Annotated in this window: 25 protein-coding genes and 2 pseudogenes; 14 read left to right on the top strand and 13 right to left on the bottom strand. The window is 64.7% G+C overall.

Annotated features, from left to right (window positions below):
- Window positions 1-57: 57 nt before the first annotated feature.
- The 3 genes from mepA to VJ897_RS00235 all read right to left on the bottom strand — a co-directional run bounded on the left by mepA (window position 58) and on the right by VJ897_RS00235 (window position 2,955).
- Window positions 58-993 carry a penicillin-insensitive murein endopeptidase gene (gene mepA / locus VJ897_RS00245; protein ID WP_324052145.1) on the bottom strand — a complete coding sequence of 312 codons (936 nt, stop codon included), beginning with the start codon at window positions 991-993 and terminating at the stop codon, window positions 58-60.
- Window positions 963-2,357, bottom strand: coding sequence for an MFS transporter (locus VJ897_RS00240; protein ID WP_324052143.1), 1,395 nt, complete (start codon window positions 2,355-2,357; stop codon window positions 963-965). The genes mepA and VJ897_RS00240 overlap by 31 nt, the downstream gene beginning before the upstream one ends.
- A 61-nt stretch (window positions 2,358-2,418) precedes the next feature.
- A complete protein-coding gene (locus VJ897_RS00235) occupies window positions 2,419-2,955 on the bottom strand; it encodes an acyl-CoA thioesterase (protein WP_324052141.1) in 537 nt (178 codons plus the stop codon).
- Window positions 2,956-3,077: 122 nt separating this feature from the next.
- Here VJ897_RS00235 and VJ897_RS00230 point away from each other — a divergent pair, with 122 nt between their 5' ends.
- The 3 genes from VJ897_RS00230 to yaaA all read left to right on the top strand — a co-directional run bounded on the left by VJ897_RS00230 (window position 3,078) and on the right by yaaA (window position 6,305).
- Window positions 3,078-3,344, top strand: coding sequence for a YggT family protein (locus VJ897_RS00230; protein WP_324052139.1), 267 nt, complete (start codon window positions 3,078-3,080; stop codon window positions 3,342-3,344).
- An 85-nt stretch (window positions 3,345-3,429) separates the two neighbouring features.
- Window positions 3,430-5,463 carry a DNA helicase RecQ gene (gene recQ, locus VJ897_RS00225; protein WP_324052138.1) on the top strand — a complete coding sequence of 678 codons (2,034 nt, stop codon included), beginning with the start codon at window positions 3,430-3,432 and terminating at the stop codon, window positions 5,461-5,463.
- 68 nt (window positions 5,464-5,531) lie between these two features.
- Entirely contained in the window at window positions 5,532-6,305 is a 774-nt protein-coding gene (yaaA, locus tag VJ897_RS00220) for a peroxide stress protein YaaA (RefSeq protein ID WP_324052136.1), read from the top strand.
- Here yaaA and VJ897_RS00215 read toward each other — a convergent pair.
- Window positions 6,302-7,104 (bottom strand): annotated as a pseudogene (locus VJ897_RS00215) (thiolase family protein); the annotation flags it as partial. The gene yaaA and the pseudogene VJ897_RS00215 overlap by 4 nt on opposite strands.
- A gap of 209 nt (window positions 7,105-7,313) precedes the next feature.
- On the opposite strand from VJ897_RS00215, the pseudogene VJ897_RS00210 reads away from it, so the two are divergent.
- The 3 genes and pseudogenes from VJ897_RS00210 to VJ897_RS00200 all read left to right on the top strand — a co-directional run.
- A pseudogene (locus tag VJ897_RS00210) lies at window positions 7,314-7,994 on the top strand (aminotransferase class I/II-fold pyridoxal phosphate-dependent enzyme); the annotation flags it as partial.
- Window positions 7,995-8,038: 44 nt separating this feature from the next.
- Complete coding sequence (locus VJ897_RS00205; protein ID WP_324052134.1) at window positions 8,039-8,269, top strand: hypothetical protein; 231 nt, start codon at window positions 8,039-8,041, stop codon at window positions 8,267-8,269.
- Between the two features lie 342 nt (window positions 8,270-8,611).
- Window positions 8,612-10,768, top strand: coding sequence for a slr1591 family oxidoreductase (locus VJ897_RS00200; protein WP_324052133.1), 2,157 nt, complete (start codon window positions 8,612-8,614; stop codon window positions 10,766-10,768).
- On the opposite strand, the gene mnmH is transcribed toward VJ897_RS00200, so the two are convergent.
- The 4 genes from mnmH to VJ897_RS00180 all read right to left on the bottom strand — a co-directional run bounded on the left by mnmH (window position 10,752) and on the right by VJ897_RS00180 (window position 15,469).
- Entirely contained in the window at window positions 10,752-11,807 is a 1,056-nt protein-coding gene (gene mnmH, locus VJ897_RS00195) for a tRNA 2-selenouridine(34) synthase MnmH (RefSeq protein ID WP_324052131.1), read from the bottom strand. The two genes, VJ897_RS00200 and mnmH, sit on opposite strands and share 17 nt — an antisense overlap.
- A 51-nt stretch (window positions 11,808-11,858) precedes the next feature.
- Entirely contained in the window at window positions 11,859-12,587 is a 729-nt protein-coding gene (locus VJ897_RS00190) for a metallophosphoesterase (RefSeq protein ID WP_324052129.1), read from the bottom strand.
- A gap of 52 nt (window positions 12,588-12,639) precedes the next feature.
- Window positions 12,640-14,235, bottom strand: a complete 1,596-nt coding sequence (gene serA, locus VJ897_RS00185; protein ID WP_324052127.1) for a phosphoglycerate dehydrogenase — start codon at window positions 14,233-14,235, stop codon at window positions 12,640-12,642.
- An 88-nt stretch (window positions 14,236-14,323) separates the two neighbouring features.
- Window positions 14,324-15,469, bottom strand: a complete 1,146-nt coding sequence (locus VJ897_RS00180; RefSeq protein WP_324052126.1) for a phosphoserine transaminase — start codon at window positions 15,467-15,469, stop codon at window positions 14,324-14,326.
- A gap of 202 nt (window positions 15,470-15,671) precedes the next feature.
- Between VJ897_RS00180 and VJ897_RS00175 the strand changes: the two genes are divergently transcribed.
- Window positions 15,672-16,475 carry a sterol desaturase family protein gene (locus VJ897_RS00175; protein ID WP_324052124.1) on the top strand — a complete coding sequence of 268 codons (804 nt, stop codon included), beginning with the start codon at window positions 15,672-15,674 and terminating at the stop codon, window positions 16,473-16,475.
- A gap of 58 nt (window positions 16,476-16,533) precedes the next feature.
- Window positions 16,534-17,403: a phosphoserine phosphatase SerB gene (gene serB, locus VJ897_RS00170; RefSeq protein WP_324052123.1), complete on the top strand. Its 870-nt coding sequence runs from the start codon at window positions 16,534-16,536 to the stop codon at window positions 17,401-17,403.
- On the opposite strand, the gene VJ897_RS00165 is transcribed toward serB, so the two are convergent.
- Complete coding sequence (locus VJ897_RS00165) at window positions 17,400-18,407, bottom strand: asparaginase (RefSeq protein ID WP_324052121.1); 1,008 nt, start codon at window positions 18,405-18,407, stop codon at window positions 17,400-17,402. The two genes, serB and VJ897_RS00165, sit on opposite strands and share 4 nt — an antisense overlap.
- A gap of 184 nt (window positions 18,408-18,591) precedes the next feature.
- On the opposite strand from VJ897_RS00165, the gene VJ897_RS00160 reads away from it, so the two are divergent.
- Complete coding sequence (locus VJ897_RS00160; RefSeq protein WP_324052119.1) at window positions 18,592-19,122, top strand: invasion associated locus B family protein; 531 nt, start codon at window positions 18,592-18,594, stop codon at window positions 19,120-19,122.
- 77 nt (window positions 19,123-19,199) lie between these two features.
- Here the strand turns inward: VJ897_RS00160 and VJ897_RS00155 are convergent, their stop codons facing one another.
- Entirely contained in the window at window positions 19,200-20,234 is a 1,035-nt protein-coding gene (locus VJ897_RS00155) for a permease (protein ID WP_324052117.1), read from the bottom strand.
- Window positions 20,227-20,538, bottom strand: coding sequence for an ArsR/SmtB family transcription factor (locus VJ897_RS00150; RefSeq protein WP_324052116.1), 312 nt, complete (start codon window positions 20,536-20,538; stop codon window positions 20,227-20,229). Before VJ897_RS00150 ends, VJ897_RS00155 begins: the two co-directional genes overlap by 8 nt.
- Before the next feature lie 130 nt (window positions 20,539-20,668).
- On the opposite strand from VJ897_RS00150, the gene rlmN reads away from it, so the two are divergent.
- Window positions 20,669-21,862, top strand: a complete 1,194-nt coding sequence (gene rlmN / locus VJ897_RS00145; RefSeq protein ID WP_324052115.1) for a dual-specificity RNA methyltransferase RlmN — start codon at window positions 20,669-20,671, stop codon at window positions 21,860-21,862.
- Between the two features lie 35 nt (window positions 21,863-21,897).
- Window positions 21,898-22,104, top strand: a complete 207-nt coding sequence (locus VJ897_RS00140) for a hypothetical protein (protein WP_324052114.1) — start codon at window positions 21,898-21,900, stop codon at window positions 22,102-22,104.
- Window positions 22,105-22,132: 28 nt separating this feature from the next.
- Here VJ897_RS00140 and VJ897_RS00135 read toward each other — a convergent pair whose 3' ends face one another.
- The gene (locus VJ897_RS00135) at window positions 22,133-22,981 is read right to left on the bottom strand and encodes an LOG family protein (protein ID WP_324052113.1); all 849 of its coding nucleotides are present in this window, start codon (window positions 22,979-22,981) and stop codon (window positions 22,133-22,135) included.
- Between the two features lie 143 nt (window positions 22,982-23,124).
- Between VJ897_RS00135 and dapD the strand changes: the two genes are divergently transcribed.
- From dapD to VJ897_RS00120, 3 genes are read left to right on the top strand one after another with little or no spacing between them, the layout of a single operon-like run.
- Window positions 23,125-23,952 (top strand): 2,3,4,5-tetrahydropyridine-2,6-dicarboxylate N-succinyltransferase, encoded by an 828-nt coding sequence (gene dapD, locus VJ897_RS00130; protein ID WP_324052111.1) that lies wholly within the window; start codon window positions 23,125-23,127, stop codon window positions 23,950-23,952.
- Complete coding sequence (locus VJ897_RS00125; RefSeq protein WP_324052110.1) at window positions 23,952-24,239, top strand: hypothetical protein; 288 nt, start codon at window positions 23,952-23,954, stop codon at window positions 24,237-24,239. The genes dapD and VJ897_RS00125 overlap by 1 nt, the downstream gene beginning before the upstream one ends.
- Window positions 24,232-24,573, top strand: a complete 342-nt coding sequence (locus tag VJ897_RS00120) for a DUF8846 family protein (RefSeq protein ID WP_324052109.1) — start codon at window positions 24,232-24,234, stop codon at window positions 24,571-24,573. Before VJ897_RS00125 ends, VJ897_RS00120 begins: the two co-directional genes overlap by 8 nt.
- On the opposite strand, the gene VJ897_RS00115 is transcribed toward VJ897_RS00120, so the two are convergent.
- Window positions 24,564-25,652 carry a Hint domain-containing protein gene (locus tag VJ897_RS00115; RefSeq protein ID WP_324052107.1) on the bottom strand — a complete coding sequence of 363 codons (1,089 nt, stop codon included), beginning with the start codon at window positions 25,650-25,652 and terminating at the stop codon, window positions 24,564-24,566. The two genes, VJ897_RS00120 and VJ897_RS00115, sit on opposite strands and share 10 nt — an antisense overlap.
- Between the last annotated feature and the right edge of the window lie 4 nt (window positions 25,653-25,656).

The raw sequence follows: 25,656 nt of genomic DNA, 5'->3' as shown, positions 1-25,656 counted from the left end.
CCCGGCCAGCACGACCAGACGCGCTGCGCTTACAGGGACGGTGCGTCTATTGTCAACTCAGTCTGCGGCGACGGCGGCGCATTGGCCCGGCAGGTCTGCCATCCGGAGCGGCCCGCGCGAAGGCCGCGGCGTGGCCTCCGGGTCCGGCGGGGGCGGATCGAGGATGTTGTTCACCCAGACCTGAGCATCTCTGCAGCCATCGCCTGGCGGGGGCGGGGCCTGGTTCTCGCAGGCGCGCTCGCCCTCGGGGCACCGCAGGCGTACATGGAAATGATAGTGATGGCCCCACCACGGCCGGATCTTGCGAAGCCATGATCTGTCTCCGCTTTCCCAGTCGCACATGGCCACCTTGGCGCCCGGAAAGACGAAAATCCGTGCGACCCGGTCGTCGCTGGCGGCGGCGCGCAGCAGGCGCATGTGTTCTTCACTCCAGTTGTCGTTCGTGAAGGCCCCGCGTTCGCGCCGCATCGAAATGGAGCTGATGTTCTCGCGTTCCTGTGCGGTCAGGTCGAGCCGGTTTGGCGGCAGCATCCAGATATCCGCGTCCAGACCCGACTGGTGGCTGCGGTGTCCGGTCAGCATCGGCCCGCCCCGCGGCTGGCTCATGTCGCCGACATAAAGACCCTTCCATCCGGGCAGGGTGGCGGCGAACCGGCTCAGGTCCGTTACGTAGTCAACGGTTGCCGGCTGCGCCCAGTTGCGATTGCGGCTCAGGCGCATGGCCTGCCATGTCGGCCCGGACTCCTGCAGTTGCACGGCGCCGGCCTGACACCCGCGCGCGTACCCGCCATAGGCGGCGCTGGGCTGGGTCGAGGCTGCGGGCAGGTAGCCGAAGACCTGCTTGGCGACGCGAGTATCATTCGCGTTCTGGGTCGAGATGCTGGGCGGGCCTGTCCCGTCCCCGGATGACATGCCGCCATCGCCCCCGCTCTGGCAGGCGGCCGTCAAGGCAAGAGCCAGGATCAGGGCGCCGGTATCGAGGAACTTGACCATTTCACGCGATCTCCATCCGGATCGACCCAGCGTAGCAGAACGAAGCCCGCGAGGAAAAGGCCGATGACTGGGGTGAAGCCCAGACGCGCATCACCGAACCACCAAGTGAAAAATGCGATCAGGCCGGGAGCCAGAAAGGCGGTCGCCTTGCCGGACAGGGCAAATAGGCCGAAAGCCTCGGTCGGGCGCTCGGGATGGGTGTGGCGCACCATCATTGAGCGGCTGGCCGAGTATATGCCACCGCCCGCCCCGCCGATGATCGAGCCGCAGATGTAGAACAGTACGTCAGGAACCGGGCTACCCGGTGAAAGCGGGATACCCAGGACCTGTTCGCGGGTCATGCCGACGATGATGACGCACACAACCATAAGAGTGATGATGCAGAAATGGATCACGGGGCGCGGGCCGAACTTCTTGTCGGCGCGACCGGCGACCGACGTCGAGATCGCGGCGGCCACCGCTCCGATGATCCCGAAGACCGCAATCTGCATCAGCCTCCAGTCCAGCACGAGCGCGGCATAGACCCCCCCGAAGGCATAAAGCGAATTAAGCGCGTCGCGGTAAAGCATCGAGGACACCAGGAAGTTCAGCAGGCTCCGGCGATGAAAAACACCGGCAAGGGACTGCTTGAGGTCCCGCATGGCAGCACGCATGCCGCCCTGCCGGTTGGGCGTGTTGTCCTCGCGCACATACATCCAGTAGGGGATCATGAAGACCATGAACCATGCGGCGATGAAGGGGCCGACCGCGCGCGTGCCTTCCCGCGCCATGCCGTCCAACAAGTCGAAGGCGGGCGACAGGCCCAGCAGGGTCTTGCCCTCGCTGAATTCGTAGAAGAACGGCAGGAAGACCAGCAGCGCCACCACGCCGCCCCAATATCCGATCGCCGCACCGTCGCCCGAGATGCGGCCGATCTCATCATGGTCGCCCAGGCTGGGCAGGATCGCATTGGTGAAGACCAGCGCGTATTCGGCGGCCACGAAGGCGATGGAAAAGGCGACCAGGCAGAAGATCGCCGCCGACCCGTCAGGCACCATGAACCACAGCAGCGAGGTGAAGATCACGAAGACTGCGGAAAAGGCGATAAGCCATGGAAGACGTCGTCCCGTGCTGTCGGCATAGGCACCCAAGACCGGCGCGGTGAAGGCGATGAAAAGTCCCGCCAGCATTTGTCCCATGGACCAAAGCGACTGGGCCTGCGCGTCTGCGGCGCGTTCAGTCATGCCCCCGGTAAGGAAAAACTCGGCCGCGACGGTCGCGAAATAAGGGCCGAAGATGAAGGTCAGGCCCAACGTGTAGAAGGGCTGGGTCGCCCAATCGAAGGCCATCCAGCCCCGGACGCGTTTTTGCAATGCGCTTGCCATGACTGCCCCTCTCGCCTTCGGGGGATAAGACAGGCAAAGGCAGGAGCTGACAAGCCTCGCGTCAGTCCTGCATTGGCGGCCAGGGGCGCTCCGCATCCGCCCTCGTCCAGTCGCGGACCCAGCCGGGCAAGTCGGGCGGCGGGCTGGTCTCTCTCATCGCGGTGGTCACCTCGGTCGGGGTAACGATGCCATCCTTTCCGGTAACGGCCATCCGGAACAGCGCATGGTTGGCGCATTCGCCGTCGCTGCGCCACATCGCCTGTTCCAGGTAAAAGAACTTGTCGTCGATCCCAACGCAGCGGCTGCGCTGGGTCAGCTTGTAAAAGGCATGTACGCGGCGGCGATACCGGACCGAGGCACCCGCGACGGCCATGCCCCATTTGCGGGCTTTCAAAAGGTCGATCATGCCCGTGCGCTGGGCCATCGGCAAACGACCGAGATCAAACAGGGTCAGGGTGCGCCCGTTGTTGAGTTCTGCCCAGATATCCAAGTCCCAGGGCCAGCAGAGATGACTGCTTTCGTGGGTGTCCCAGAGCCCGATGCGCGGGGCCTTGCGGGCACGGGACATCTGCCATGACAAGCGAAGAAACGGGTACATGGTGTGACTTACCTTGCATGGGGCCCACAGCGTCAAGGGTGACGCAGCGTGATTTCGGGCGACTCGGGGATTGCCCCCGTGCCGTCCGGTGCCTACTTGTCGGTGAACGAAAGGACCAGACCATGAATGATTTTCAGCAGATCGCGCTCTTGCTCATCGGCGTCGTGCGTTTCTTCATTATCGTGCATTTCATCATGAGCTGGCTGATCAATTTCCAGGTGCTCAACATCCGCCAGCCCTTCGTCTACCAGGTCTGGTCCGGCCTGAACCGCCTGATGGAGCCGATATACGCCCCGATCCGCAGCGTTCTCCCGTCAATGGCCGGGATCGACCTGTCGCCATTGGTGGCCCTGATCGGTGTCGAGATCCTGCGCATCCTGATTATCTGAGCGGGATCGCTCCGGGGGTCTTGCCCCCCGAATCGGGCTATGGGATTTGTCCTGTATCGCACCTCGGTAACAGACAGGTCCCTGAATGAGCGCTGCCACGCTGCTACGCGACGTTTTTGGTTTCGATGCTTTCCGCCCCGGTCAGCAGGAAATCGTCGAAGCCGTTGCCGCGGGCCGCAATACCTTGGCAATCATGCCCACCGGCGGGGGCAAGTCGCTGTGTTTCCAATTGCCCGCGCTGGTGCGCGACGGGGTGGCTGTGGTGATCTCGCCGCTGATCGCCCTGATGCGCGACCAGGTGCGCGGGTTGCAAGAGGCGGGTGTTCCCGCCCATGCGCTGACCTCTGGCAATACCGAGGATGAGACCGACGCCGCCTTCCGCGCGCTTCAGGATGGCAGTTGCAAGCTGCTCTACATGGCGCCCGAACGACTGGCCTCGGGCGGGGCGCAACGGATGCTGAAACAGGCCGGTGTAACCCTGATCGCCGTGGACGAGGCGCATTGCGTCAGCCAATGGGGCCACGATTTCCGCCCCGACTACCTGCGCATCGGTGACCTGCGCCGGGCGCTGGACGTGCCGCTGGCCGCCTTCACCGCGACGGCCGATGCCGAAACCCGCGCCGAGATCGTCGAGAAGCTGTTCGATGGGCAGTCACCGCAGACCTTTCTGCGTGGCTTCGACCGCCCGAATATCCACCTCGCCTTTGCCGTCAAGGACCAACCGCGCCGACAGGTCATGGCCTTTGCCGCGGCCCGAAAGGGACAGTCGGGCATCGCCTATTGTGGCACCCGCGCCAAGACCGAAACGCTGGCCGCCGCTCTGCGCGAGGACGGACACAACGCCTGCCACTACCACGGCGGGATGGAGGCCGAGGACCGCCGCGCCATCGAGCGACGCTTCCAGCAGGACGACGGGTTGATCGTCTGCGCGACGGTGGCCTTCGGAATGGGGATCGACAAGCCGGATATACGCTGGGTCGCCCATGTGGACCTGCCCAAGTCGATCGAGGCCTATTACCAGGAAATCGGCCGCGCTGGCCGCGATGGGGCGCCGGCCGAGACGCTAACCCTTTTTGGTCCGCAGGATATCGGCTTTCGCCGCCAGCAGATTGACGAGGGGCTGGCCCCGCCCGAACGCCGTGCCGCCGATCATGGCAGGCTGAACGCGCTGCTTGGACTGGCCGAGGCGTTGAGTTGCCGCCGCCAGACCCTTCTGTCCTATTTCGGGGAAGAGGCCGCGCCCTGTGGCAATTGCGACCTTTGCGACAAACCCGCCGAGGTCTTTGACGGAACAACGCCTGTTCGCATGGCCCTTTCCGCGGCGCTGCGCACCGGTGAAAACTTTGGCGCGGGGCACCTGATCGAGATCCTGCTCGGGTCCGACACCGACAAGATCCGCCAGCGCGGGCACGACCGGTTGCCGACTTATGGCGTGGGCACCGAGTATTCCCGCCAGCAGTGGCAAGCGATATTCCGGCAGATGATGGGCCATGACCTGCTGCGCCCCGACCCCGACCGCCACGGCGCCCTGCGCATGACGGATCGAGCCCGCCCCATCCTGCGCGACGAGGAAAGAATCGAGCTGCGTGGCGACACCATCAAGACGGCCAAGACCGGCCCCAAGGTCCGGGCGATGGTCAACGAAGAGGATGCGCCGCTCCTTTCCGCGCTCAAGGCCAAGCGCCGGGCCCTTGCCGAGGCGCAGGGCGTGCCTGCCTACATCATCTTCAACGACCGCACCCTGGTCGAGATGGCCGAGACACGGCCGCGCACGCTGGATGACATGGCGCGGGTTTCGGGTATCGGGTCCAAGAAGCTGGAGAGTTACGGTGCGGCATTCCTGGCGGTCATCAACGGCGAGGCCGAAGGCATGCACCCCGCCCGTGCCAAGCTGGCGGGTCGCGACGAGGGCACGCTCTATGACCGTTTGCTGGAGGTTCAGGCCGATCTGTCCCGCGGCCCCGATGGCACCGACAAGCCGATGTCCTGTTCCGCCTCCTTGCTGGCCCGTGTCGCACGCCAGAAACCGCGCGATGAAAGCGCCATGGCGCGTCTACTGGGCGATCGTTACGCCGACCGTTTCGGCGCGGCTTTCCTGGACGTGATCACCGATGCCTGAGCGGTTTGACTGGCCATTTGCAGCACGCGACATATCCTTAGCACCAAGTTGATGAACAAGAGGTTTCAATGCTGACCGTCCTGTCCCCCGCCAAGGCCCTCGACATGGATCCGGTAGGCCACACGCCGACCGAGCCGATCTTCCGAGAGGAGGCGAACCGGCTGGCCCGGACGGCCCGGAATCTGCCGCTTGAGGAGCTGAAGTCCCTGATGCACCTTTCCGACGGCCTCGCGACCCTGAATCGCGACCGCTATCGCGACTTCCTGGACGCGCCGACCGAGGACGTGGTGAAACCTGCTGTCTTCGCCTTCAACGGAGACACCTACCAAGGGTTGGAGGCCAAGACCCTGTCAGAGGACGCGCTGCGATATGCGCAGGCCCATCTGCGCATCCTGTCGGGCCTTTACGGCCTGTTGCGCCCTCTGGACGCCATCCAGGCGCATCGGCTGGAAATGGGCAGCCGTCTCAAGACAAGGCGCGGCAAGAACCTCTATGATTACTGGGGCGACGAGATTGCCACGGCCTTGACCCGGCAGGCCGAGGAACAGGGCACAGATACCCTGGTCAACTGCGCCAGTGTCGAGTATTTCACCGCCGCCAACCGGTCCGCACTGGGGCTGCGTGTGGTCACGCCGATGTTCCTGGAAAACAAGGGCGGCAAGACGAAGATCGTCAGTTTCTATGCCAAGCGGGCACGCGGTTCCATGGCACGGTTCATCATGGAGAACCGGATCGAAGCCCCCCAAGACCTAAGGGCGTTCGACTACGGGGGCTACCGCCATGATCCCGAGCGGAGCGATGACGACAAACCTGCCTTCGTACGGGACTGGCCCGAAGGCTAGATGCGTTCGAGGGCCAAGGGGATGCCCTGACCGCCGCCGATACACGAGGTGATGAGCGCCTTGCGGTCGCCGGTCCGTTCCAATTCATGCAGCGCTTTGACCGTGATGATAGCGCCTGTGGCGCCAACCGGATGGCCACGCCGTTGCGGTTCACCTTGGCTGGGTCGAGACACAGCTCCTGTGAAACCGTCAGCGCCTGCGCGGCAAAGGCTTCGCTCGACTCGATCACGTCGAAATCCTCGGCCGTCAGGCCCGTTCGGTCGAACGGGGTGCGCACGGCCGTCACCGCGCCGTCCTTTTCGAAAACCGCGCGCAGCCCGGCCAGTGTCTCGGCCGTGTTGGGCTTGGGATGCTCGTCAGTGTCGAAAACCACCTCTTGCCGCTTGACCGTAACTGTCACGGGTGTGATTTCGCGCATAAAGTAGTCTGCCTTGGCAGCTTTCGCCGCGCGCTGCTGGCTTTCCAGGGCAAGAGCATCCTGCGCCTCGCGGCTGATCCCGTGTTCGCGGGCCACGTTTTCCGCGGTGACGCCCATATGCCCGCTGCCGAAGGCGCAGGTCAGCGCCTCCAGCTTCATGTCGAGCGATTTCACATCGCCCATCTTCGCGCTCCAGCGCTGGTCAGGCATGATGAAGGGGCTGCGCGACATGGACTCGGCCCCGCCGGCCACCGCGAATTCGGAATCTCCCAGCATCAGGGACTGCGCCGCCGAAACCACCGCCTGAACGCCGGTCCCGCACAGCCGGTTCACGTTCATCGCGGGAACGGTTTCGAGGATTCCTGCGCGCATCGCCGCCAAAAGTGCCGATGGCCGTGCGGGTGCCCGAAAGCAGAACTATATCGTCGGTCATGGGGCCCTTCTGTGCCTATTTGAGGCTACCGCGAAAGCAGATCGGGCCAAACATTGACGTTGCGGTGTTCCGGGCCGTGTCTGTCGGGCGCGGGCATGGTAGAATCCGCTTTTACGTGTTTGCCTCGCCGCAGGGAGAACACCCGATGACGGAATTCCTCGACGATATAGAAACCCGGCTGCCAGAGATCCGTGCGCTGACTGATCGCTACGAGGCGCTTCTGATGATCGACGATTGCCACGCGACAGGTTTCATGAGGCCAGAGGGTCCGGGGATGACCGACCACTCCGGGATCAGGGCGCATGTCATGAACGGCACCCCTGGCAAGGCGCTGGACGGGGCCATCGGCGGCTACATCGCCGGATCGCGGCCGGTGATTGATATGCAGCGCCAGCGTGCGCGGCTCTACCTGTTTTTCAACTTGCTGACGCCTGCCGTGGTGTCCGCCGGGATCATGGCACCGGGGCTTGTCGAAAAGGGCGAGAACCGACGTGCGCAGCTTTTCGAAAATGCCCGTCAGTGGCGTGACGCGCTGACAAGGGCGGGCTTTGACTTGCTGCCCGGCGAATTGGTCATGGGCGGGCGCATCGCGCTGCCGGGCATCCCGCCGGGCAAGCCGTCCATTGATTGGCCCGAGATCGTCTCCAAGGCGATCACCATGAAGGGTGTCTATAGTCGGGCAGTCTTCGAGACCTGGTACAATATGATTGCCAGGCTGGAAAACGGGCTGGACGTGCGGCCGATCATCACCCATCGCTTACCGGTCGGCCGGTTCCGCGACGGGTTCGGGGCCATGCTGTCGGGAAAGCCGGGCAATGTCATGTTGGACGGGACATGATGCGCCACCATTGGAAAGCCCGGGCGAAGCGGTCCCTTGTCAAGGTGCGCAGGAGAGTTCCGCCCGGCCTGCGACTGGTGCTGGGCCTGTTGCTGATCGTCGGCGGGATCTTCGGGTTCCTGCCGATCCTCGGGTTCTGGATGATCCCGCTGGGGATGGCCATTGCGGCGCTTGACATCAAGTCGCTGCGGGATTGGCTGCGCGGGGGGCGTCGAAAAGACCGGGGAGGCGCCGTGGAAGACGACGCCCGGTCCGCCGGTGGCAAGAACACCTGAGGGTTGCATCCGGGGTGTGCTTCGGTCCGATATGGCCGGGAACAGAGGCCATGCTCCCGGCCATACCGGACGGCGCGACGATTAGGCGACCCCCCTTTTGATTATGCCGCCCGGCCACATCGGCCCGGAGGGTCTCGGGGAATTGGGTCGGCGGCGCCGAGATCGCCGCCGACCACGCCCAAGTCCGGACTCTGCACCCAGCGGGTTGCCAAATAGCTAACCCGGGCGCAGACGAATGATTGGGATTTTCACCAGGTTCATGCGCAATCGAGGGATCGCGAACGTGATCGCAGGTGGCCGGAAGCCCTTTCCCCCTGACCTGAAATTCATTACGAAACCCACATGAAAAAGCCCGTGCCACTGACACGCGACCTTGTATTGATCGGGGGCGGCCACACCCATGCGCTGGTGCTGCGCGAATGGGGCATGGAACCGCTGCCCGGGGTGCGCCTGACAGTCATCAATCCGGGCCCCACCGCGCCCTATTCGGGGATGCTTCCGGGCTTCGTCGCCGGGCACTACGGGCGTGACGACCTTGATATAGACTTGGTGCGACTGGCCCGCTTCGCCGGGGCGAGGATCGTCGTCGGGCGCGCGACCGGGCTGGACCCCCGGGCCCGGACCATCACCGTCGATGGACGCGGCGACATCGCCTATGACGTCGCCTCGGTGGATATCGGTATCACCTCGGAAATGCCGATGCTGCCCGGTTTCGCCGAACACGGCATCCCCGCCAAGCCGCTTGGCCGTTTTGCCGCGCAATGGGAGGCTTTTCGCGCCGGGACCTCCACGCCGCAGGTCGCCGTGATCGGTGGTGGCGTGGCGGGGGCCGAGCTTGCCATGGCCATGGCCCATGCGCTGAATGAACGTGGTCACCGGGACGCGGCTGTGCATCTGATCGATCGCGGCGAGGTGCTGGAAGAATTCGCACCGCCTGCACGTGACCGGCTGCTGGCAGCGTTGGGTGAACAGGGCGTCGTCGCCGTCGAAGGGGCCGATGTCGTCGAGGTGACCTTTGATGCCGTCCACCTGGCCGACGGTCGCCGGATCGAAAGTCATTTCACAACGGGCGCGGCCGGAGCACGGCCGCAGGGCTGGCTGGCCGAGACAGGGCTGGACTGCCACCATGGCTATCTGTCGGTCACGCCGACCTTGCAGACGTCGTCGCCCGATGTCTTCGCCGTGGGGGATTGTGCGCATCTGGCCTACGACCCGCGCCCCAAGGCCGGAGTTTTCGCCGTGCGCGAGGCGCCGGTGTTGCATCACAACCTGGTTGCCCATTTGTCGGGCCGCCCCTTGCGACGGTTCAGGCCACAAAAGGATTACCTCAAGCTGATCTCTCTGGGCGGCAAGACGGCACTGGCCGAGAAACTGGGCACGGCGCGGAGGGGGCGGATTCTCTGGCGCTGGAAGGACCGGATCGACCGTCAATTCATGCGCCGGTTCCGCGATCTGCCCGCCATGGTGCCCGAGCCGCCCACTCGCGCCGCTAGCGGCGTGGCCGAGACGATGGGGCGCGCGCCGCTCTGTTCCGGCTGCGGGGCCAAGGTGGGCGGCGGTGCGCTGGACACCGCGCTGGACGGTCTGCCGCCTCCCGGACGGGACGACGTGGTCAGCCTGCCCGGCGATGATGCCGCAGTCCTGTCCATGGGCGGCACACGGCAGGTTCTCAGCACCGATCACCTGAGCGCGGTGACAGAGGACCCGGCCCTGATGGCGCGGATCGCTGCCATTCATGCGTTGGGCGATGTCTGGGCGATGGGCGCAGCGCCGCAATCGGCGCTCATCAGCCTGATCCTGCCACGCATGGTGCCCGGGCTGCAGGCTCGCACCCTGGCCGAGATCACGACGGCCGCGTCGGATGTGATGGTGCAGGCCGGGGCGGTGATCGTGGGCGGCCACACCACCCAAGGGGCCGAGCTGACGATCGGCTTTACCGTCACCGGGCTGGCCGAAGCCGCGCCGATCACGGTGCGCGGCGCGCGACCGGGCGACGCGCTGATCCTGACCAAGCCCATCGGTTCCGGCACTATCCTTGCGGCAGACATGCGCGGTCAGGCACGCGGCGCGGATGTGCTGAGCTGCTTGGAGACGATGATCCAGGGGCAGGGCGAGGCGTCGCGGCTGCTCCGCTGCGCCCATGCCATGACGGATGTGACTGGCTTCGGGCTGGCTGGGCACCTTTCGGCGATCTGCCGTGCCTCGGGGACCGGTGCGGTGCTGCACGAGGTGCCTGTCCTGCCCGGCGCGCTGGAATTGGCCGGGGACGGGGTTCGCTCGACTCTCTTTGCCGACAATGTTGCCTATTCCTTGCCGGTGAAAGGGCCTGAAGGTGCGCTGAAGGCCCTGCTGTTTGATCCGCAGACCTGCGGCGGCCTGCTGGCTGCCGTTGCCGGGGAAGTGGCCGAGGACACATGCGCCGCCCTCTGCGCTGCGGGCTATCCTGCCAGCGTGATCGGCCGGATGACCGGGGGCGACAGCATCAGCCTGCAGACTTGACGGCCTCGGCGATCCGCGCGGCGAGCGCATCGCGGTCGGTTGATGTCAGGCTCTGGGCCTCGACCTCGGCCAGCACGGGATGGGCGCGCGCCGCGCGCGACTTGGCGTAGCTGGGATCGTAGTGGTCCTGCATCAGCGCGCGGGCAAGACCCGCGTGGTTCCCTGCCTCCAGCAGGGCTAGCCAACCGTCCACCACCGCCCGGCCGCGATGGCGCGTCAGGACCCTCAGGCGGTCTTCCAGATCATTCTTCCGGGCTATGATGTCCGCGTAGGCCTCGACCAGGTAAGCGGCGCGCGCCGCAAGCGGGGCATCGATCACGATCCGGGGGGCGTCCTTCATGGCCGCCCAAAGGATGGGCGGGATGATGCGGTCGCCGATCTTGCTGCTTTCGGCTTCCAACACGACCGGCCGGCCCGGGTCGAGATCCAAAAGGCGGCAGGCGAGCGCACTTTCAAAGGCTTTCTGGCTGGGCTGGTCGGCGGCCGTCCCACCGAGGATGGAGCCCCGATGCCCCGCCAGCCCCTCAAGGTCCAGAACCTGGACGCCGAGACCCCGCAAGCGGTGCAGCAGGTCCGTCTTGGCCGTGCCGGTGTAGCCGTCCAGCAGGATGACCCGATGCGTCAAAGGCACATCGTAGAGCATAGCGTGGACGAGCCTGCGGTAGGTCTGATAGCCGCCCGAAACGGTCTCGGTCCGCCAGCCCACGGCCCGCAGGATGGTCGCGACCGAGCCCGACCGTTGTCCGCCGCGCCAACAATAGACCAGCGGCTGCCAGGCACCATCGCGGTCGGCGAGTTCGGTCTCCAGATGCTGTGCCACGTTGCGTGCTACCAGCGCCGCGCCGGTCTTGCGCGCTTCGAAAGGCGCCACTTGCGTGTAGATCGTGCCGACCCGCGCGCGTTCTTCGTTCGACAGGGCGGGCAGGTTGATGGCACCGGGGACGTGATCCTCGGCGAACTCGGCCGGGGACCGGACGTCGATGACATCGTCATAGCCATGGGCCAGCAGGGCAGCGAGTGTGGTGTAATCCTCGGGCATGCGGCCTGCTTATCCGACAGGGCCGGTCTGCGAAAGCCGCTCCGGGGGAGTTCAGTCCGGGGGCGTCAGTGGATGACGCCCCACTTCGGACAGCGTGAACCAGCGGCCATCTTCCAGCACCGCCGGAACCAGCGGGCGGCCATAGCCGGCGCCGCCGTCAAGGTTGATGCGGTTGCCCTCGTGGCGGGGATGGTCCAGCGCGGTGTGACCATGCACGATCATCTCACCATGGTCGCGGGTGTCGTCGAGCCAACCTTCGCGGATCCAGATCAGGTCTTCCTCGGACTGATCCTCGACGGGAATGCCGGGGCGGATGCCGGCATGGACGAACAGATGTCCCTGCGCCCGGTGCCACAGGTGCAACCCCGCAAGCCAGTCCAGATGGGCGCTCGGCACGGCGTCACGGGTCTCGGCCAGCAGTGCGGGCCGGTCGGATGTCAGGTCGTCGGCCATGACCCCGTAGGCAGCCAGCGTCGCGGGTCCGCCCAAAGCCGGGTAAAGCCAGCCCTTGCCGGAGGTTATGGCCGGATCGTGTTCCACCCCGTCACGGACAAATCGCAGGAACATGCGGTCGTGGTTGCCCAGAAGCACAGTCCAGTCGCGCCCCGCGGCCTGCCCTTCCATGAGCCGGTCGATTACGCCCCTGGTGTCGGGCCCGCGATCGGGTAGATCACCGAGAAAGACATGGGGTGCATCCCGCCCGCCATCGGCCTCGGTTAGCGCCAGCGCGCGATCGAGCTGGGCCAACTGACCGTGAATGTCGCCGATGGCGTAGAGCATTTGAAGGTCCTCGGGACGGAAGGGTGCCGATCCGGCACCCTTCCTTCTGGTTTCAATCCACGTTGAAGGTCAACGGTTTGACCTGCTTGAACAGCTCGGTCCCCTTGAGCTCGTTCAGCGCGGCGGTTGGAACGGGCTCGTCCACGTAGAGCAGCGCGATGGCCTCGCCCTTGTCGGTCGAGCGGCCCAGGGTGAAGTTGGCGATGTTCACGCCATGCGCCCCCATGGTCGCCCCGAGTGCACCGATGATGCCCGGCTTGTCGTCGTTGGTGGTATAGATCATGTGCTCGCCGATTTCCGCGTCGATATTGATGCCCTTGATCTGGATGAAGCGCGGCTTTCCATCGCTAAAGACCGTGCCCCCGATGGAGCGTTCGCGGGTGTCGGTGACAACGGTGACCTTGATATAGCCCTCGAATGCGCCGGACTGGTCCTGCTTGGTGGTCGATATCTGGACACCGCGTTCCTTGGCGATGACCGGGGCAGACACCACGTTCACGTCCGGGTTCGTCACGGTCATGATACCTGCCACGGTGGCCGAGGTCAGCGCTGCAAGGTTCATCTCGGAGGCCTCGCCGTCATACAGGATGTTGATCGCCTTGATCGGCTCGTCCGTCATCTGACCGATGAAGTTGCCCAGATGGTCGGCTAGCTTGATCCAGGGTCCCATGATCTTGGCCTCCTCGGCGGTGACAGAGGGCGAATTCAGCGCGTTCTGAACCGCCCCTGTCAGAAGGTAATCCGACATCTGTTCGGCCACCTGCAACGCGACGTTTTCCTGTGCTTCGGTGGTCGCCGCGCCCAGGTGCGGGGTGCAGACCACGTTCGGCAGCTCGAACAGCGGGTTGTCGGTAGCCGGTTCCTGCGCGAAGACGTCGAAGGCGGCACCGCCGATATGGCCCGATTTCAGCAGGTCGGCGACGGCTTCTTCGTCGACCAGCCCGCCGCGGGCGCAATTGATGATGCGTACGCCTTTCTTGGTCTTTTCCAGGTTCTCGCGGCTCAGGATGTTCTTCGTGGCGTCCGTGAAGGGCACGTGCAGGGTGATGAAATCCGCCCGCGCCAGTAGTGCGTCCAGCTCGACCTTCTCCACGCCCATCTCGGTGGCGTGTTCCTCGGAGAGGTAGGGGTCATAGGCGATGACCTTCATCTTCAGCCCGCGGGCACGGTCGCAGACGATACCTCCGATGTTGCCCGCGCCGATCACGCCAAGGGTCTTGCCGGTCAGTTCGACCCCCATGAATTTCGACTTTTCCCACTTGCCCGCATGGGTGCTGGCGCTTGCCTCGGGAATCTGGCGGGCAACGGCGAACATCATTGCGATGGCGTGCTCTGCTGTGGTCACCATGTTGCCGAAGGGGGTGTTCATCACGATGATGCCCTTCTTCGAGGCTGCCTCCTTGTCGATGTTGTCGGTGCCGATCCCGGCGCGACCGATGACCTTGAGGTTGTCCGCGGCGGCGATGATCTTTTCCGTGGCCTTGGTGGCCGAACGGATAGCAAGGCCGTCGTAGTCGCCGATGACTTTCAGCAAGGCGTCCTTGTCCTTGCCCAGGTCGGGCTGGAAATCCACTTCGATGCCGCGGTCACGGAAGATTTGAACGGCGGCGTCGGAGAGTTTGTCGGAGATGAGTACCTTGGGGGACATGTCTGTGGTCCTTGTCAATTGGGCGCTCTTCACGGTCTTCGCCCGTCATCGCGAGGGGAAAGGGCGAAGACCCGGATGAGCGATGGTGTCAGGAAAGGGCGGCGATCTCTTCTTGGAACGCCCAGTCGAGCCAGGGCAGAAGTGCCTCGATATCGCTGGTCTCGACGGTGGCGCCGCACCAGATGCGCAGGCCTGCGGGGGCGTCGCGATAGGCGCCCACGTCAAGGGCCACGCCTTCGGACTCCAGCCGTTTCTGCACGGCCTTTGCGAAAGCCGGACCGTCAGAAATGCGCCCGTCGGTGAACTTCAGGCAGACGCTGGTGTTCGACCGGGTGGCGGGATCTTCGGCCAGGTTGTCTATCCAGTCGCGGCTGGCGCAGAAATTCCAGATCGCCCGTGCGTTGGTGTTGGCGCGGTGGATCAGCGCGTCCAGCCCGCCGATGGATTTCGCCCAGCCCAGGGCGAAAAGATAATCCTCGACGGCCAGCATCGACGGGGTGTTGATCGTCGCTCCTTCGAAGATTCCGGCGTTCAGCTTGCCGCCCTTGGTCATGCGAAAGATCTTTGGCAGCGGCCAGGGCGGTGTGTAGGTTTCCAGCCGTTCGACAGCGCGGGGCGAGAGAATCAGCATCCCGTGCGCAGCCTCGCCACCCATGACCTTTTGCCAGGAAAAGGTGGTTACATCCAGCTTGTCCCAGGGCAGATCCTGCGCGAAAGCGGCCGAGGTGGCATCGCAGATCGTCAGGCCCGCGCGGTCCGTTGGGATCACTTGCCCCGAAGGGACACGCACGCCCGAGGTCGTGCCGTTCCAAGTAAAGACGATGTCATTATCGTAGTTCAGCCCGGCCATGTCGACGATCTCGCCGTAGTCGGCCTCGTGCACCGTGGCCTCGACGCTGAGCTGCTTGACCGCGTCGGTGACCCAGCCCGCGCCGAAGCTTTCCCAGGCAACGACCTCGACGGGCCGTTCGCCCAGCAGGGACCACATTGCCATTTCGACGGCCCCGGTGTCCGAGGCCGGCACGATGCCAACCTTGTAGTCTGCGGGGATGCCGAGCACCTCTCGCGTGGTCTCGATGGCGGATTTCAGTTTGTCCTTGCCCACCGCGGCCCGGTGCGACCGGCCAAGGGGGGCATCGGAAAGTGCCTCGAGCGTCCATGTGGGGGGTTTGGCACAGGGGCCAGAGGAAAAACGCGGGTTGGCCGGCCGCGTCGCCGGTTTCGTCGTGGTCATTTTTGCTACCCTTCCAGATAAGCGCCCCTCGTTGGGGAGGGGTGTCCCACGGACGCTCCTAGTGCCTTTGCCGCGCTGCCGCAACTGGAAAAACGCCTAAAAGCGACGCTTTCAAAGCGCCGGGCGCCATTTCATTTATAGGTGCCCAAGGGGGAACGTTGCGGTGCTTGTAATATAAGAAAAATTTTATATTTTGTATCGAATGAACAGCTTGATCGAACACGAAGCCCTTTGGCGCGCCGGCATCTTCGTGGTTTTGCTGACCGCTTTCGCCATCTGGGAGCTCGCCGCACCTGCGCGCCGGACCGGGATTCCGCGGGTCATCCGATGGGGCAACAATTTCGCGATGGTGGTTCTGGATGCACTTATCCTTAGGCTGTTATTCCCCATACTTGCGGTTGGTGTTGCCGAACTGGCCACCCGGAACGGCTGGGGCCTTTTCCCGGCACTTGGGGTCTCGGGCGCCTTCGCGGTGATCGCGGGTGTGTTGCTTCTTGACCTCGCGATTTACGGGCAGCATGTGATGTTTCACAAGGTTCCCGTGCTATGGCGTTTGCACCGCATGCATCATGCCGATCCGCATTTCGATGTCAGCACCGCACTGCGATTCCATCCGGTCGAGATCGTGCTTTCCATGGCCATCAAGATGGCTGTTGTACTGGCCATCGGCCTGATGCCTCTCGCGGTCGTCGTCTTCGAAATCCTGTTGAGCGGGACCGCGCTGTTCAACCATTCCAATGCACGCTTGCCGCGGGCAATCGAGCCGATAGTGCGGTCCTTCGTCGTAACGCCCGACATGCACCGGGTCCACCACTCCGATATCCGGGCTGAAACCGACAGCAATTACGGGTTCTGCCTGCCTTGGTGGGATCGACTGTTCGGCACGTATACGGCCCAGCCTCGCAGGGGCCATGCGGGCATGGGCATCGGGATCGGGCGCTATGGCTCGCGTCGGGATCAATGGCTGGACCGCTTGCTTGTCCAACCTTTTCGCAGCGGCAAGTGACGTGCTGGCACCTTGAGCCGTTTTGTGGTTGTCCTGCGGCAAACGGAAAGGATGCCGCATGGATGTCGTGACTCTGATCTCTAGGCCCGGGATGCTGGAGCCGGCCCTTGTTGAGAACCTGCGCAACGCTTGGGGCGGGGGCGAGGCCCTTTGGCTGTCGCCGGACGAGGCGGCAGAGTTCACAGTCTCGGCACGGCCCGCCAATTTTGGGATGGTGCGCGCGGAACTGGACGCGCTTGGCGTGGATCTGAATCTTCAACCTGTCGAGGGACGCCGCAAGGCGATGCTGCTGGCCGACATGGACAGCACCATGATCCGGCAGGAGTGTATCGACGAACTGGCCGCCGAGGCCGGGATCGGCTCGCGCGTGGCCGAGATCACGGCCCGCGCCATGAACGGCGAGCTGGATTTCGAGGGCGCGCTGATCGAGCGGGTGGGCCTCTTGCGGGGGTTGGAGGTGCAGGTCATCGACAAGGTCTTGTCCGAGCGGATCACGTTCATGCCCGGCGGCAAGGCGCTGGTCGCGACGATGAAAGCCGACGGCGGCCACGCGGTGCTGGTATCCGGCGGCTTCACGGCTTTTGCAAGCGCGGTGGCCCGTGCGCTGGGCTTCGACGAATATCGCGCCAATGTGCTTTTGGAGGAGGCTGGAAGACTGACCGGCGACGTGGGCCGCCCGATCCTGGGCCGCGAGGCCAAGATGCAGGCACTGGAAGAGACCACGACCCGCCTGGGCTTGTCGGAGCGCGATGTTCTGGCCGTGGGCGACGGGGCCAACGACCTTGGGATGCTGGGCCGGGCGGGCAGCGGCGTGGCCCTGCACGCCAAACCCGCCGTGGCGGCCCAATGCGCGTTGCGCATCAATCACGGGGACCTGACAGCGCTTCTGTTCCTGCAGGGCTACTCTCGGGATGCGTTTGCCGCCTAGCGGGCTTGCCCGTCGAGGCCCGGTGCTGCCCGCATCTCGCCCGTCACTTGTCCGGCAAAGTTCGTGATCTCGGGGTTCAGGTAGGCACGAACCTGCGGGTCGGCGGCGTCGACGACACCGAGGCGTGCCAGCAGGGCCGCCATGGCACATTCCGCCGCACGCGTCGCCCCGTCGGTGATCTTCAGCGCGATGCCCATCCGTTGCTCGGGCAGGATGGCGATGAAATAGCCTTCGGCCCCGGTCTTGACTGCGGCCTTGCCGCCGGCGGCGCGCATCAGCCGGGTGCAGGCGCGGTCCTCGCCGGCGACCAGCTCGGGGTGGGTCATCATGGCCTCGCGTAGCGTGACCATGGCCTTCGACCGGGAGTCCGACCGGTCATGGGCGCTGGCGAACCGGGCCATGGCGCGGGCCATGGCGTGAATTGTGGTCGCATGGTTGGGCGCGGAACAGCCGTCGATGCCCCAGCAGGGGCTTTCGGCCCCGGTCGTCTCTTCGAAGCCCTCTTTGATGGCGACCTGCAGCGGATGGTCCATCTCCAGGTAATCCGGCGCGGCACCAAGGTGGCGCGTCACGGTCAGGAACCCGCAGTGCTTGCCCGAACAGTTGTTGTGATAGCGGCAGGGGCTGTCCCCGGCACGGATCATCTCGAATTTGGCTGCCCGGTCGCGTGGGGGCTGCGGACCGCACAGAAGGTCCGCGTCGTCCAGGCGCATCGCCGTCAACCAGGTGCGCACACGGTCGGTGTGGATATGCGCCGCCGCATGCGAGGCGCAGGCCAGGGCCAGTTGTTCGGTCGCCAGCCCGGCCGCCCGGGCCGCGCCCGTTTCGACCAGGGGCAGGGCCTGGATCATCTTGGCCGAAGACCGCGGATAGGTGACATGGTCGGGATCGCCCCAGGCCTCCACGATCTGCCCGCTGTCGTCGCATATGACCGCGTGGCCCCGATGGCTGCTTTCCAGAAGGTCCCCGCGCAAGAGTTCAACGAGGTGCTGCGCCCGTGCCATGCTGCTCCTTTCCTGCGCGACAACCCGCGCGGTGCATGCCGAAACAGGGGAATTCCCATCTTGGCATTTTCTTGCTACTGCTAGGGGTATCGAGTTGATCTGCTCCGATCCAGAGTAAAAGGTGCGGGCACAAGGCACCGGGGGTCGACCGGACAGAGGCAAGGACAGCTTGGAGGCTGTAGACATGATTTCACGACTATCGCGCGGCCTGGCCGTGGCAGCGGCCATATGCACGGGTACGGCTGCGTTGGCGCAGGAGGAGAGTTCCAATCGTGTGGCGGCGAACACCGACTGGTCGGTCTTCGTAGAGGAAGACCCGGTGCAGTGCTGGGGCGTCTCCGCACCCAAGACCGAAGAGTTCTTCCGCGACGGCAACCCGGTGTCAGCCAGCACCGGCGAGGTTCTGCTCTTCGTGTCCTATCAACCCGCAGAAGGCGTGCAGGGTCAGGTCAGTTACAACGGCGGCTATCCTTTTGACGAAGGCTCGACCGTCAGCCTTGAGATCGGCGGCGACAGCTTCGAATTGTTCACCGAGGGCGAATGGGCATGGGCGGCGACGCCGGAGGATGACGCCGCGATCGTCGCGGCGATGAAGCGTGGGGCCGAGGCGGAACTGACGGGTGAATCGGGCCGTGGAACGCAGGTTGTGCATACCTTCTCGCTGCTGGGGTTCACGGCGGCGGTGGAAGATGCAGGGAGTCGCTGCTCCAGCTAGGTATGGAAAGGTTCGGCAATGCGAAAGGCGGACTCCGGCGGGCCCGCCGCCTTCGTATTGTGGCTGACAACTTCCATTCAGACGGCCAGTTGGAACAGCACACCGGACAGGATCGCCCCGCCGATTCCCAGGGCGATGTAAAGCGCGAAGACCCGGCGCACGACCAACGCCCAGACGGCCGCCATCGCGGGCACCGAGCTGACCGCGCCAGCGACCATGAAGGCCATTGCGGCGCCGGCGGTCATCCCCTGTTCGGTCAGCCCCGCCAACAGGGGCGGCGCGACATAGCTGTTCAGGTAGGCGGGCATCCCCACGAAGGCCGAGATAACGATGGGCACCACGCCCTCGCCCCCCACGACATCGGCCACGGCCTCGGCGGGGATATAGGTGATCAGCAGGGCCTCCAGCACATAGGCCAGGGCAAGCCACTTCAGCAGGAACATCCCATTGCCCAATAGCTCGCCCCGGAAGGTGGCGCGGCGGTCCGCCTCTTGCCAGAAGCGCCAGACAGGGCGGGCCTCGGCCTTGGGCGCCGAAGAACAACAGGACCCGCAACCCGCTTTCTGGCGAGACACGTTTGACAGGTGTCCCGCATGGGTCAGGGCCCGCACCACGAAGCCCCCCATCAGGCCGAGACCGACGGCCGCGACCGCCTTGCCGATGGCAAAGGGCCAGCCAAGGGCTGCGGCGGTGATAAGCAGCGTCGGTGGGTCGATCAGCGGCGAGGCGAGCCAGAACGCCATGATCGCCGACAGCGGCGCCCCCGCAACGATCAGCGCGGCGATAAAGGGAATGACCTGGCACGAACAGAACGGCGCCAGCCCCCCGAAGACGGCCGCCATGAAGATCGCCTGGACCTCACGCCCCTGGAACGCGCGCGAGACCAGCGTTTCCGATCCCGTCGCCTTGAGCCCAGCGATCAGGATCACGGCAAAGACGATATAGGGCGCGGTCCGGCCAAGGGCCGACAGCGAGAACTCCACGGTCGGCCGCAATTGTGGCGGGTCCAGCAGCGCCACCGCGAGAAGCACGAGGGCGGTCACGGCCCAGACAGTTTTCAGCCGTTCAGGCAGGCGCGGCTCACGCCGCTCGATCAGTTCCGTATCAGCCATCGTTGGCCACTTTTCTGGTTTCGTCGGCACAGCATTCGTTGAGGATGAACCCCGCCAGCGCCTCCAGCTGATCGTAATCCGCGCGGTTGATCACGCTGCGGCCTTGCTTGTGCTGGATGACAAGCCCGGCGGCCTTCAGGAATCTCAGGTGATGGGCAAGGGTCGAGGGCGCGATTCCCGTTCGATCCTGAATCGTGCCGATCGTCAGTCCATCACGGCCGGCCCGGACGAGGCAGCGCAACACGTCTAGCCGCGCCTCAGATCCCATGGCGGCAAATCCCTGACTGGCTTTTTCGTTTCGCATATCGATACCTTTCCAACAAATTATATAACTAGGCTTATAGTTATGTCGAGCGCATAGGTGGATTTTCTTTGGATTTCGACCTTCGCTCCTATATGAGGCCCACCTGACCCCAAGAGACGCGAGTATTCCGATGTCGGCCCCGGCCCCGATCACGCAGGACGTTCTGACCATCAAGCGGCAAGTGCCCGAGGATGGCCCGACCAATATCGTCGGCCTGACCCGGCCCGGCTTGCGCGATGCGCTGATCGAAATGGGCACGCCCGAGAAGCAGGCCAAGATGCGGGTCAACCAGATCTGGCAATGGGTCTATCACTGGGGTGTGCGTGACTTCTTGGAAATGACGAACCTGGCCAAAGACTTTCGTGCCAAGCTGGCCGCGCATTTCGTGATAGAACTGCCCGAGCTGGTGTCGAAGACCGTCAGCGCCGATGGCACCCGCAAATACCTGGTGCGGATTGCCGGCGGGCACGAGGTCGAGGTCGTCTATATCCCTGAAGAAGACCGCGGCACGCTGTGCATTTCGTCCCAGGTGGGCTGCACGCTGACCTGTTCGTTCTGTCACACTGGCACGCAGAAACTGGTACGCAACCTGACCGCCGGAGAGATCATCGGGCAGGTCATGATGGCGCGCGACGATCTGGGCGAATGGCCCGAGCCTGGGCAGGGCACCGGGGAAAACGGCCCGCGCCTTTTGTCGAACATCGTGCTCATGGGTATGGGAGAGCCGCTCTACAATTTCGAGAATGTCCGCGATGCCATGAAGATCGCCATGGATGGCGAAGGCATTGCCCTGTCGCGCCGCCGCATCACGCTCTCGACCAGCGGTATCGTCCCCGAGATCGCCAAGACCGCCGAAGAGATCGGTTGTCAATTGGCCGTGTCCTTCCACGCCACCACGGACGAGGTTCGCGACAAGCTGGTGCCGATCAACCGGAAATGGAACATCGCGGCCCTGCTTGAGGCGCTCAAGGCCTATCCGAAGGCGTCGAATTCCGAGCGGATCACGTTCGAATACGTGATGCTCAAGGACGTCAACGACAGCGACGAGGACGCCCGCCGTCTGGTCAAACTGATCGAGGGCATCCCCGCCAAGATCAACCTGATTCCCTTCAACGAATGGCCGAGCGCACCATATGAACGCTCCGATTGGGCCCGAATCCAGAGCTTCGCTGACATTGTCTACAAGGCGGGTTACGCCAGCCCCATACGCACTCCCCGTGGGGAAGACATCATGGCGGCCTGCGGACAGTTGAAATCGGCCACGGAACGCGCGCGCAGGTCGCGCCGTGACATCGCGGCCGAGGCGGGCTTGGCGAGCGATTAACCATTCGCCAAGACGAATCGTGCATTTCTCGGGTCATGGAACAGACCTCGAACATCCCCCGGTTGAGCACGGCCGCGCACCAGGCTTTGCGAGAGGCCGCCGCTCATGACGGTATCGCCACTGCAGACCTGATCGAGCAGGCCCTGGAACGGGAATTGCGGCGGCGCGAACGGCGCCGGACTCTGATCGCCCGGCACCGGCGACGCACCGTTTTTCCGCTGCTCGAGGCGTCTATCACCTAAGCGGGCAATTGCAGCCGCGGGGCAGGGGTCAGCGGCCCGGGATGGTCTCGCGCTTCTCTCCCGCCCCGTCCCAGGTTTCGAGGTAGGCCACCGCCTCCTCGGCCGTCTCGACGTAGCGGAACAGCTCCAGATCCTCGTCCGAGATCGTTCCGGCCTCGGCCAGCGCCTCCCAGTTGATGATCCGTTCCCAGAAGTGCCGTCCGAACAAAAGGAACGGGATCTTTTCCATCCGGCCCGTTTGAATCAGCGTCAGGGTCTCGAACATCTCGTCCATGGTGCCAAAGCCACCGGGAAAGATGCACAGCGCCCGCGCGCGCATCAGGAAATGCATCTTGCGGATCGCGAAATAATGGAAGTTGAAGCAAAGGTCCGGCGTGACATATTCGTTCGGCGCCTGCTCGTGCGGCAGCACGATATTCAATCCGATGCTCACCCCGCCCGCGTCGGCGGCGCCGCGGTTGCCTGCCTCCATAACGCCGGGTCCACCCCCGGTCACGATGACGTTCTCCAGGCCGCCGTCGGCGACCGATTGTTCCGTCATCAGCCGCGCGAAGGTTCGTGCCTCTTCGTAGTATTGCGAGAGGTCGGCGAGCGTCTTTGTTCGGGCGCTGGCCTTGTGCGCAGGCTCCGGAATGCGGGCCCCGCCGAACAGCACGATGGTGGAATTCACCCCCGCCTCGTTCATCTTCAGATCGGGCTTGAGCAGTTCCAGCTGCAACCGCACCGGGCGCAGCTCGTCGCGGCACATGAAATCGTCGTCGGTGAAGGCCAGCCGATAGGCCGGTGACCGGGTCTGCGGCGTATCCGGGACATGCTCGGCCACCTGGCGGTCCTCGCCCGAGTAGCGGAAGGGATGGCGGCGCGGGTCGTTGGTCATGAGCAGCTCCTCGGACATGGTCGCTTTGGTGATGGCAGGCTTCGCGCCCCTTGTCCAATGACTGCCGATCACGGGGCGATTGCCCAAGGCGCCGTCACAGGCTATTGCGCGGGAAACCGAAATATCGCATCGGAGAATGCCCCATGTCCAACGCCCAACTTGAAAACGCCATCGAGGCCGCCTGGGAAACCCGCGACCAGATCACGCCCGCCACTGGGGGCGAGACCCGAGAGGCGATCGAGAGTACCCTGAATGCTCTTGATAGCGGCCAGCTGCGCGTGGCCGAACGACGGGACAACGGTGATTGGTACGTCAACCAGTGGGCCAAGAAGGCCGTCTTGCTGGGCTTCCGCATCAAGGACATGGAACAGCAGGATGGCGGCCCGCAGGGCAGCGGCTGGTGGGACAAGGTCGACAGCAAGTTCAAGGGTTGGGGCGACCGGGAATGGACTGAAGCGGGCTTTCGCGCCGTTCCCAACTGCGTGGTGCGCAGATCAGCCTACATCGCGCCCGGCGTGGTGCTGATGCCCTCCTTCGTGAACCTTGGCGCCTACGTGGACGAGGGCACCATGGTCGATACCTGGGCCACCGTGGGCAGTTGCGCGCAGATCGGCAAGAACGTGCACCTGTCAGGCGGTGTCGGCATCGGCGGCGTTCTGGAGCCGATGCAGGCCGGACCGACCATCATCGAGGACAACTGCTTCATCGGGGCGCGATCCGAGGTCGTCGAGGGTTGCATCGTGCGCGAAGGCTCGGTTCTGGGCATGGGCGTCTTCATCGGCAAATCCACCAAGGTCGTTGACCGCGAGACGGGCGAGGTTTTCATGGGCGAGGTGCCACCCTATTCCGTGGTCGTTTCGGGGTCCATGCCGACCAAGAATAACCTGAACCTCTACTGTGCGGTGATCGTCAAGCGGGTGGACGAACAGACCCGGTCCAAGACCGGCATCAACGAGCTGCTGCGCGATTGATGCTTATCAGCCGGACCCTGGCCCAACGCCGGATCGCGGCAGGTGTCCGGCCCGGCTGGCTGGCGGCCTGGGGGCCCGTGGCGCTGGACGCGTCCTGCCTGGTGGCGGTCTTCGCCCTGGCCTTCGGCCCGGCCCGGGACCTGGTCAACGCGCAGGAGCTGCCGCTTTGGGCGGTGATCGCGGCGCTTGTCACCCTGGGGTTCTTACCCATTCAAGGGGTTCTTATCGTTTCTTCGCTCTGGGCGACCCGGTCGCGCTGGGAGGACAAGGAGGCCGACGATGGCTGAAAAGACACCCCGCGAGCAGAAGGTCTATACCCTGCTGGTCGAGGTTGGGCGCCATGCGGGCGACGGCTTGCCCGAAGGCAGCACCGGCGCGGCGCTGATGTGTTATGCCAGTGGCGTGGACGAGGCCGAGGCGGTGCGCGAAACCGTGGCGATCCTAAAGCAGGCCGACCTGGCACCACTGGATGTCACAGGCTATGGCACCCGGGCCGAGCGCGAGGCCGAGGGTCACAAGATCGAGGAGGCGGAAGGTGCGCTGATGCAGCGCGCGCTGGACGAGAACAGCGTGGTTGTGGCGCAGATGACCCCCTTTTTCGATGGGGATGGTCAGCCGTAGCGCGGTTCCTTGAGCGACAGTGCCTCGAAGGCCCGCAACACGGGCGCCGCGCCCCCCGCCCTTTCCGGCCAGTCCGCGCGGGGCAGGTCGGCCAGAACAGAATTGCTTACCAGCCGCGCGTCACTGAAGAGCGGCTGCGCGTCGAAACTTTCGACCGTGGCACCATTGGCAAGGATCGCCGCGGGCCGGTCCAGCAATACCTGCCGATAGGTGAAGATGGGGGCGACCGATGACGCGGGTGCGACACTATAGCGATCGGCGAGGTGGCGCGCGGGCACGCTCACGCGTTCCTGCCCGAACAGGTATTCGACCTCGCTGCCCGACAGCAGCAGCCTTTGGTCCGGCGCCAGGATCATGTCTTTGCCCAGGCCGTGATAGGGGGCGCGCAGTCGCAAGGGCGCCTGGCTTCCCGCGGTGGGCAACGTGACGGATCTGGCCCATCGTACCCGGCGCGGCACCCCCTGGGTGTCGAGCACCCGGTCACCTGCCCGCAGCGCGCTCAGCGGACGGTCGCCCTCTGGGGTGGTGATCAGCGCGGTGGGGTCGAGCCCTGGCATGGGACCGATCGGACAGGTGCCTTGGCCCAGTGCGACATGGCACACGCCGGCCGCAAGGCGGCAGGCCGTGGTGTCCCGTGTCATGCGCCCCAGATCGCGCAGCGTCATGGGAAAGGGGTTAGGCACCGGCGTCTGCCACAGTTCGCGCGTATCCGGCACGTAGACTCCGAGCACCCCGCGTCGCCGCGGTGCATCCCAATTGTAGGTGAGGATGACCCGGTCGGTGCGGCCTGCCAGCCGTGTTCGCAACGCTGCCGAAAGGTGACGTGGACCCTGTCGCATCAGCAAGTGGAACGTCCCGTCGGGATCATGCACCAACGAAAGGCTGGCCGGCCAGGGATCAAGCACCGAGTAGCGGACAAGGTTTGTCGGGCGGTCCGCGGGCGTCAGCGACACCTCGACCAATACGGTGCCCCGGGTGACCAGGCTGTCCTCGTCCGGAGGCGGCACCGGACCCCGGTGATCCAGCCCTTTGGGACCGAAGATCGCGTCATGGCGGTGCCTGAGACCAAGCCAGCGCATCGTG

Origin of the sequence: Salibaculum sp. (genome assembly GCF_035270045.1) — a bacterium.
Classification (GTDB): Bacteria; Pseudomonadota; Alphaproteobacteria; order Rhodobacterales; family Rhodobacteraceae; genus Salibaculum.
Note: the sequence above shows the minus strand (reverse complement) of the source record. Positions and strands in the feature narration are given on the sequence as shown.

Excerpts from the sequence above, each read along its gene's own strand:
- VJ897_RS00125 (WP_324052110.1), top strand. The coding sequence starts at position 23,952 with ATGCTTATCAGCCGGACCCTGGCCCAACGCCGGATCGCGGCAGGTGTC.
- VJ897_RS00200 (WP_324052133.1), top strand. The coding sequence starts at position 8,612 with ATGAAAAAGCCCGTGCCACTGACACGCGACCTTGTATTGATCGGGGGC.
- yaaA (WP_324052136.1), top strand. The coding sequence starts at position 5,532 with ATGCTGACCGTCCTGTCCCCCGCCAAGGCCCTCGACATGGATCCGGTA.
- VJ897_RS00120 (WP_324052109.1), top strand. The coding sequence starts at position 24,232 with ATGGCTGAAAAGACACCCCGCGAGCAGAAGGTCTATACCCTGCTGGTC.
- recQ (WP_324052138.1), top strand. The coding sequence starts at position 3,430 with ATGAGCGCTGCCACGCTGCTACGCGACGTTTTTGGTTTCGATGCTTTC.
- VJ897_RS00160 (WP_324052119.1), top strand. The coding sequence starts at position 18,592 with ATGATTTCACGACTATCGCGCGGCCTGGCCGTGGCAGCGGCCATATGC.
- dapD (WP_324052111.1), top strand. The coding sequence starts at position 23,125 with ATGTCCAACGCCCAACTTGAAAACGCCATCGAGGCCGCCTGGGAAACC.
- VJ897_RS00115 (WP_324052107.1), bottom strand. The coding sequence starts at position 25,652 with ATGCGCTGGCTTGGTCTCAGGCACCGCCATGACGCGATCTTCGGTCCC.
- VJ897_RS00150 (WP_324052116.1), bottom strand. The coding sequence starts at position 20,538 with ATGCGAAACGAAAAAGCCAGTCAGGGATTTGCCGCCATGGGATCTGAG.
- rlmN (WP_324052115.1), top strand. The coding sequence starts at position 20,669 with ATGTCGGCCCCGGCCCCGATCACGCAGGACGTTCTGACCATCAAGCGG.
- VJ897_RS00140 (WP_324052114.1), top strand. The coding sequence starts at position 21,898 with ATGGAACAGACCTCGAACATCCCCCGGTTGAGCACGGCCGCGCACCAG.
- serB (WP_324052123.1), top strand. The coding sequence starts at position 16,534 with ATGGATGTCGTGACTCTGATCTCTAGGCCCGGGATGCTGGAGCCGGCC.
- VJ897_RS00175 (WP_324052124.1), top strand. The coding sequence starts at position 15,672 with ATGAACAGCTTGATCGAACACGAAGCCCTTTGGCGCGCCGGCATCTTC.
- VJ897_RS00190 (WP_324052129.1), bottom strand. The coding sequence starts at position 12,587 with ATGCTCTACGCCATCGGCGACATTCACGGTCAGTTGGCCCAGCTCGAT.
- VJ897_RS00240 (WP_324052143.1), bottom strand. The coding sequence starts at position 2,357 with ATGGCAAGCGCATTGCAAAAACGCGTCCGGGGCTGGATGGCCTTCGAT.
- VJ897_RS00180 (WP_324052126.1), bottom strand. The coding sequence starts at position 15,469 with ATGACCACGACGAAACCGGCGACGCGGCCGGCCAACCCGCGTTTTTCC.
- VJ897_RS00230 (WP_324052139.1), top strand. The coding sequence starts at position 3,078 with ATGAATGATTTTCAGCAGATCGCGCTCTTGCTCATCGGCGTCGTGCGT.
- VJ897_RS00165 (WP_324052121.1), bottom strand. The coding sequence starts at position 18,407 with ATGGCACGGGCGCAGCACCTCGTTGAACTCTTGCGCGGGGACCTTCTG.
- serA (WP_324052127.1), bottom strand. The coding sequence starts at position 14,235 with ATGTCCCCCAAGGTACTCATCTCCGACAAACTCTCCGACGCCGCCGTT.
- mepA (WP_324052145.1), bottom strand. The coding sequence starts at position 993 with ATGGTCAAGTTCCTCGATACCGGCGCCCTGATCCTGGCTCTTGCCTTG.
- VJ897_RS00235 (WP_324052141.1), bottom strand. The coding sequence starts at position 2,955 with ATGTACCCGTTTCTTCGCTTGTCATGGCAGATGTCCCGTGCCCGCAAG.
- VJ897_RS00155 (WP_324052117.1), bottom strand. The coding sequence starts at position 20,234 with ATGGCTGATACGGAACTGATCGAGCGGCGTGAGCCGCGCCTGCCTGAA.
- mnmH (WP_324052131.1), bottom strand. The coding sequence starts at position 11,807 with ATGCCCGAGGATTACACCACACTCGCTGCCCTGCTGGCCCATGGCTAT.
- VJ897_RS00135 (WP_324052113.1), bottom strand. The coding sequence starts at position 22,981 with ATGACCAACGACCCGCGCCGCCATCCCTTCCGCTACTCGGGCGAGGAC.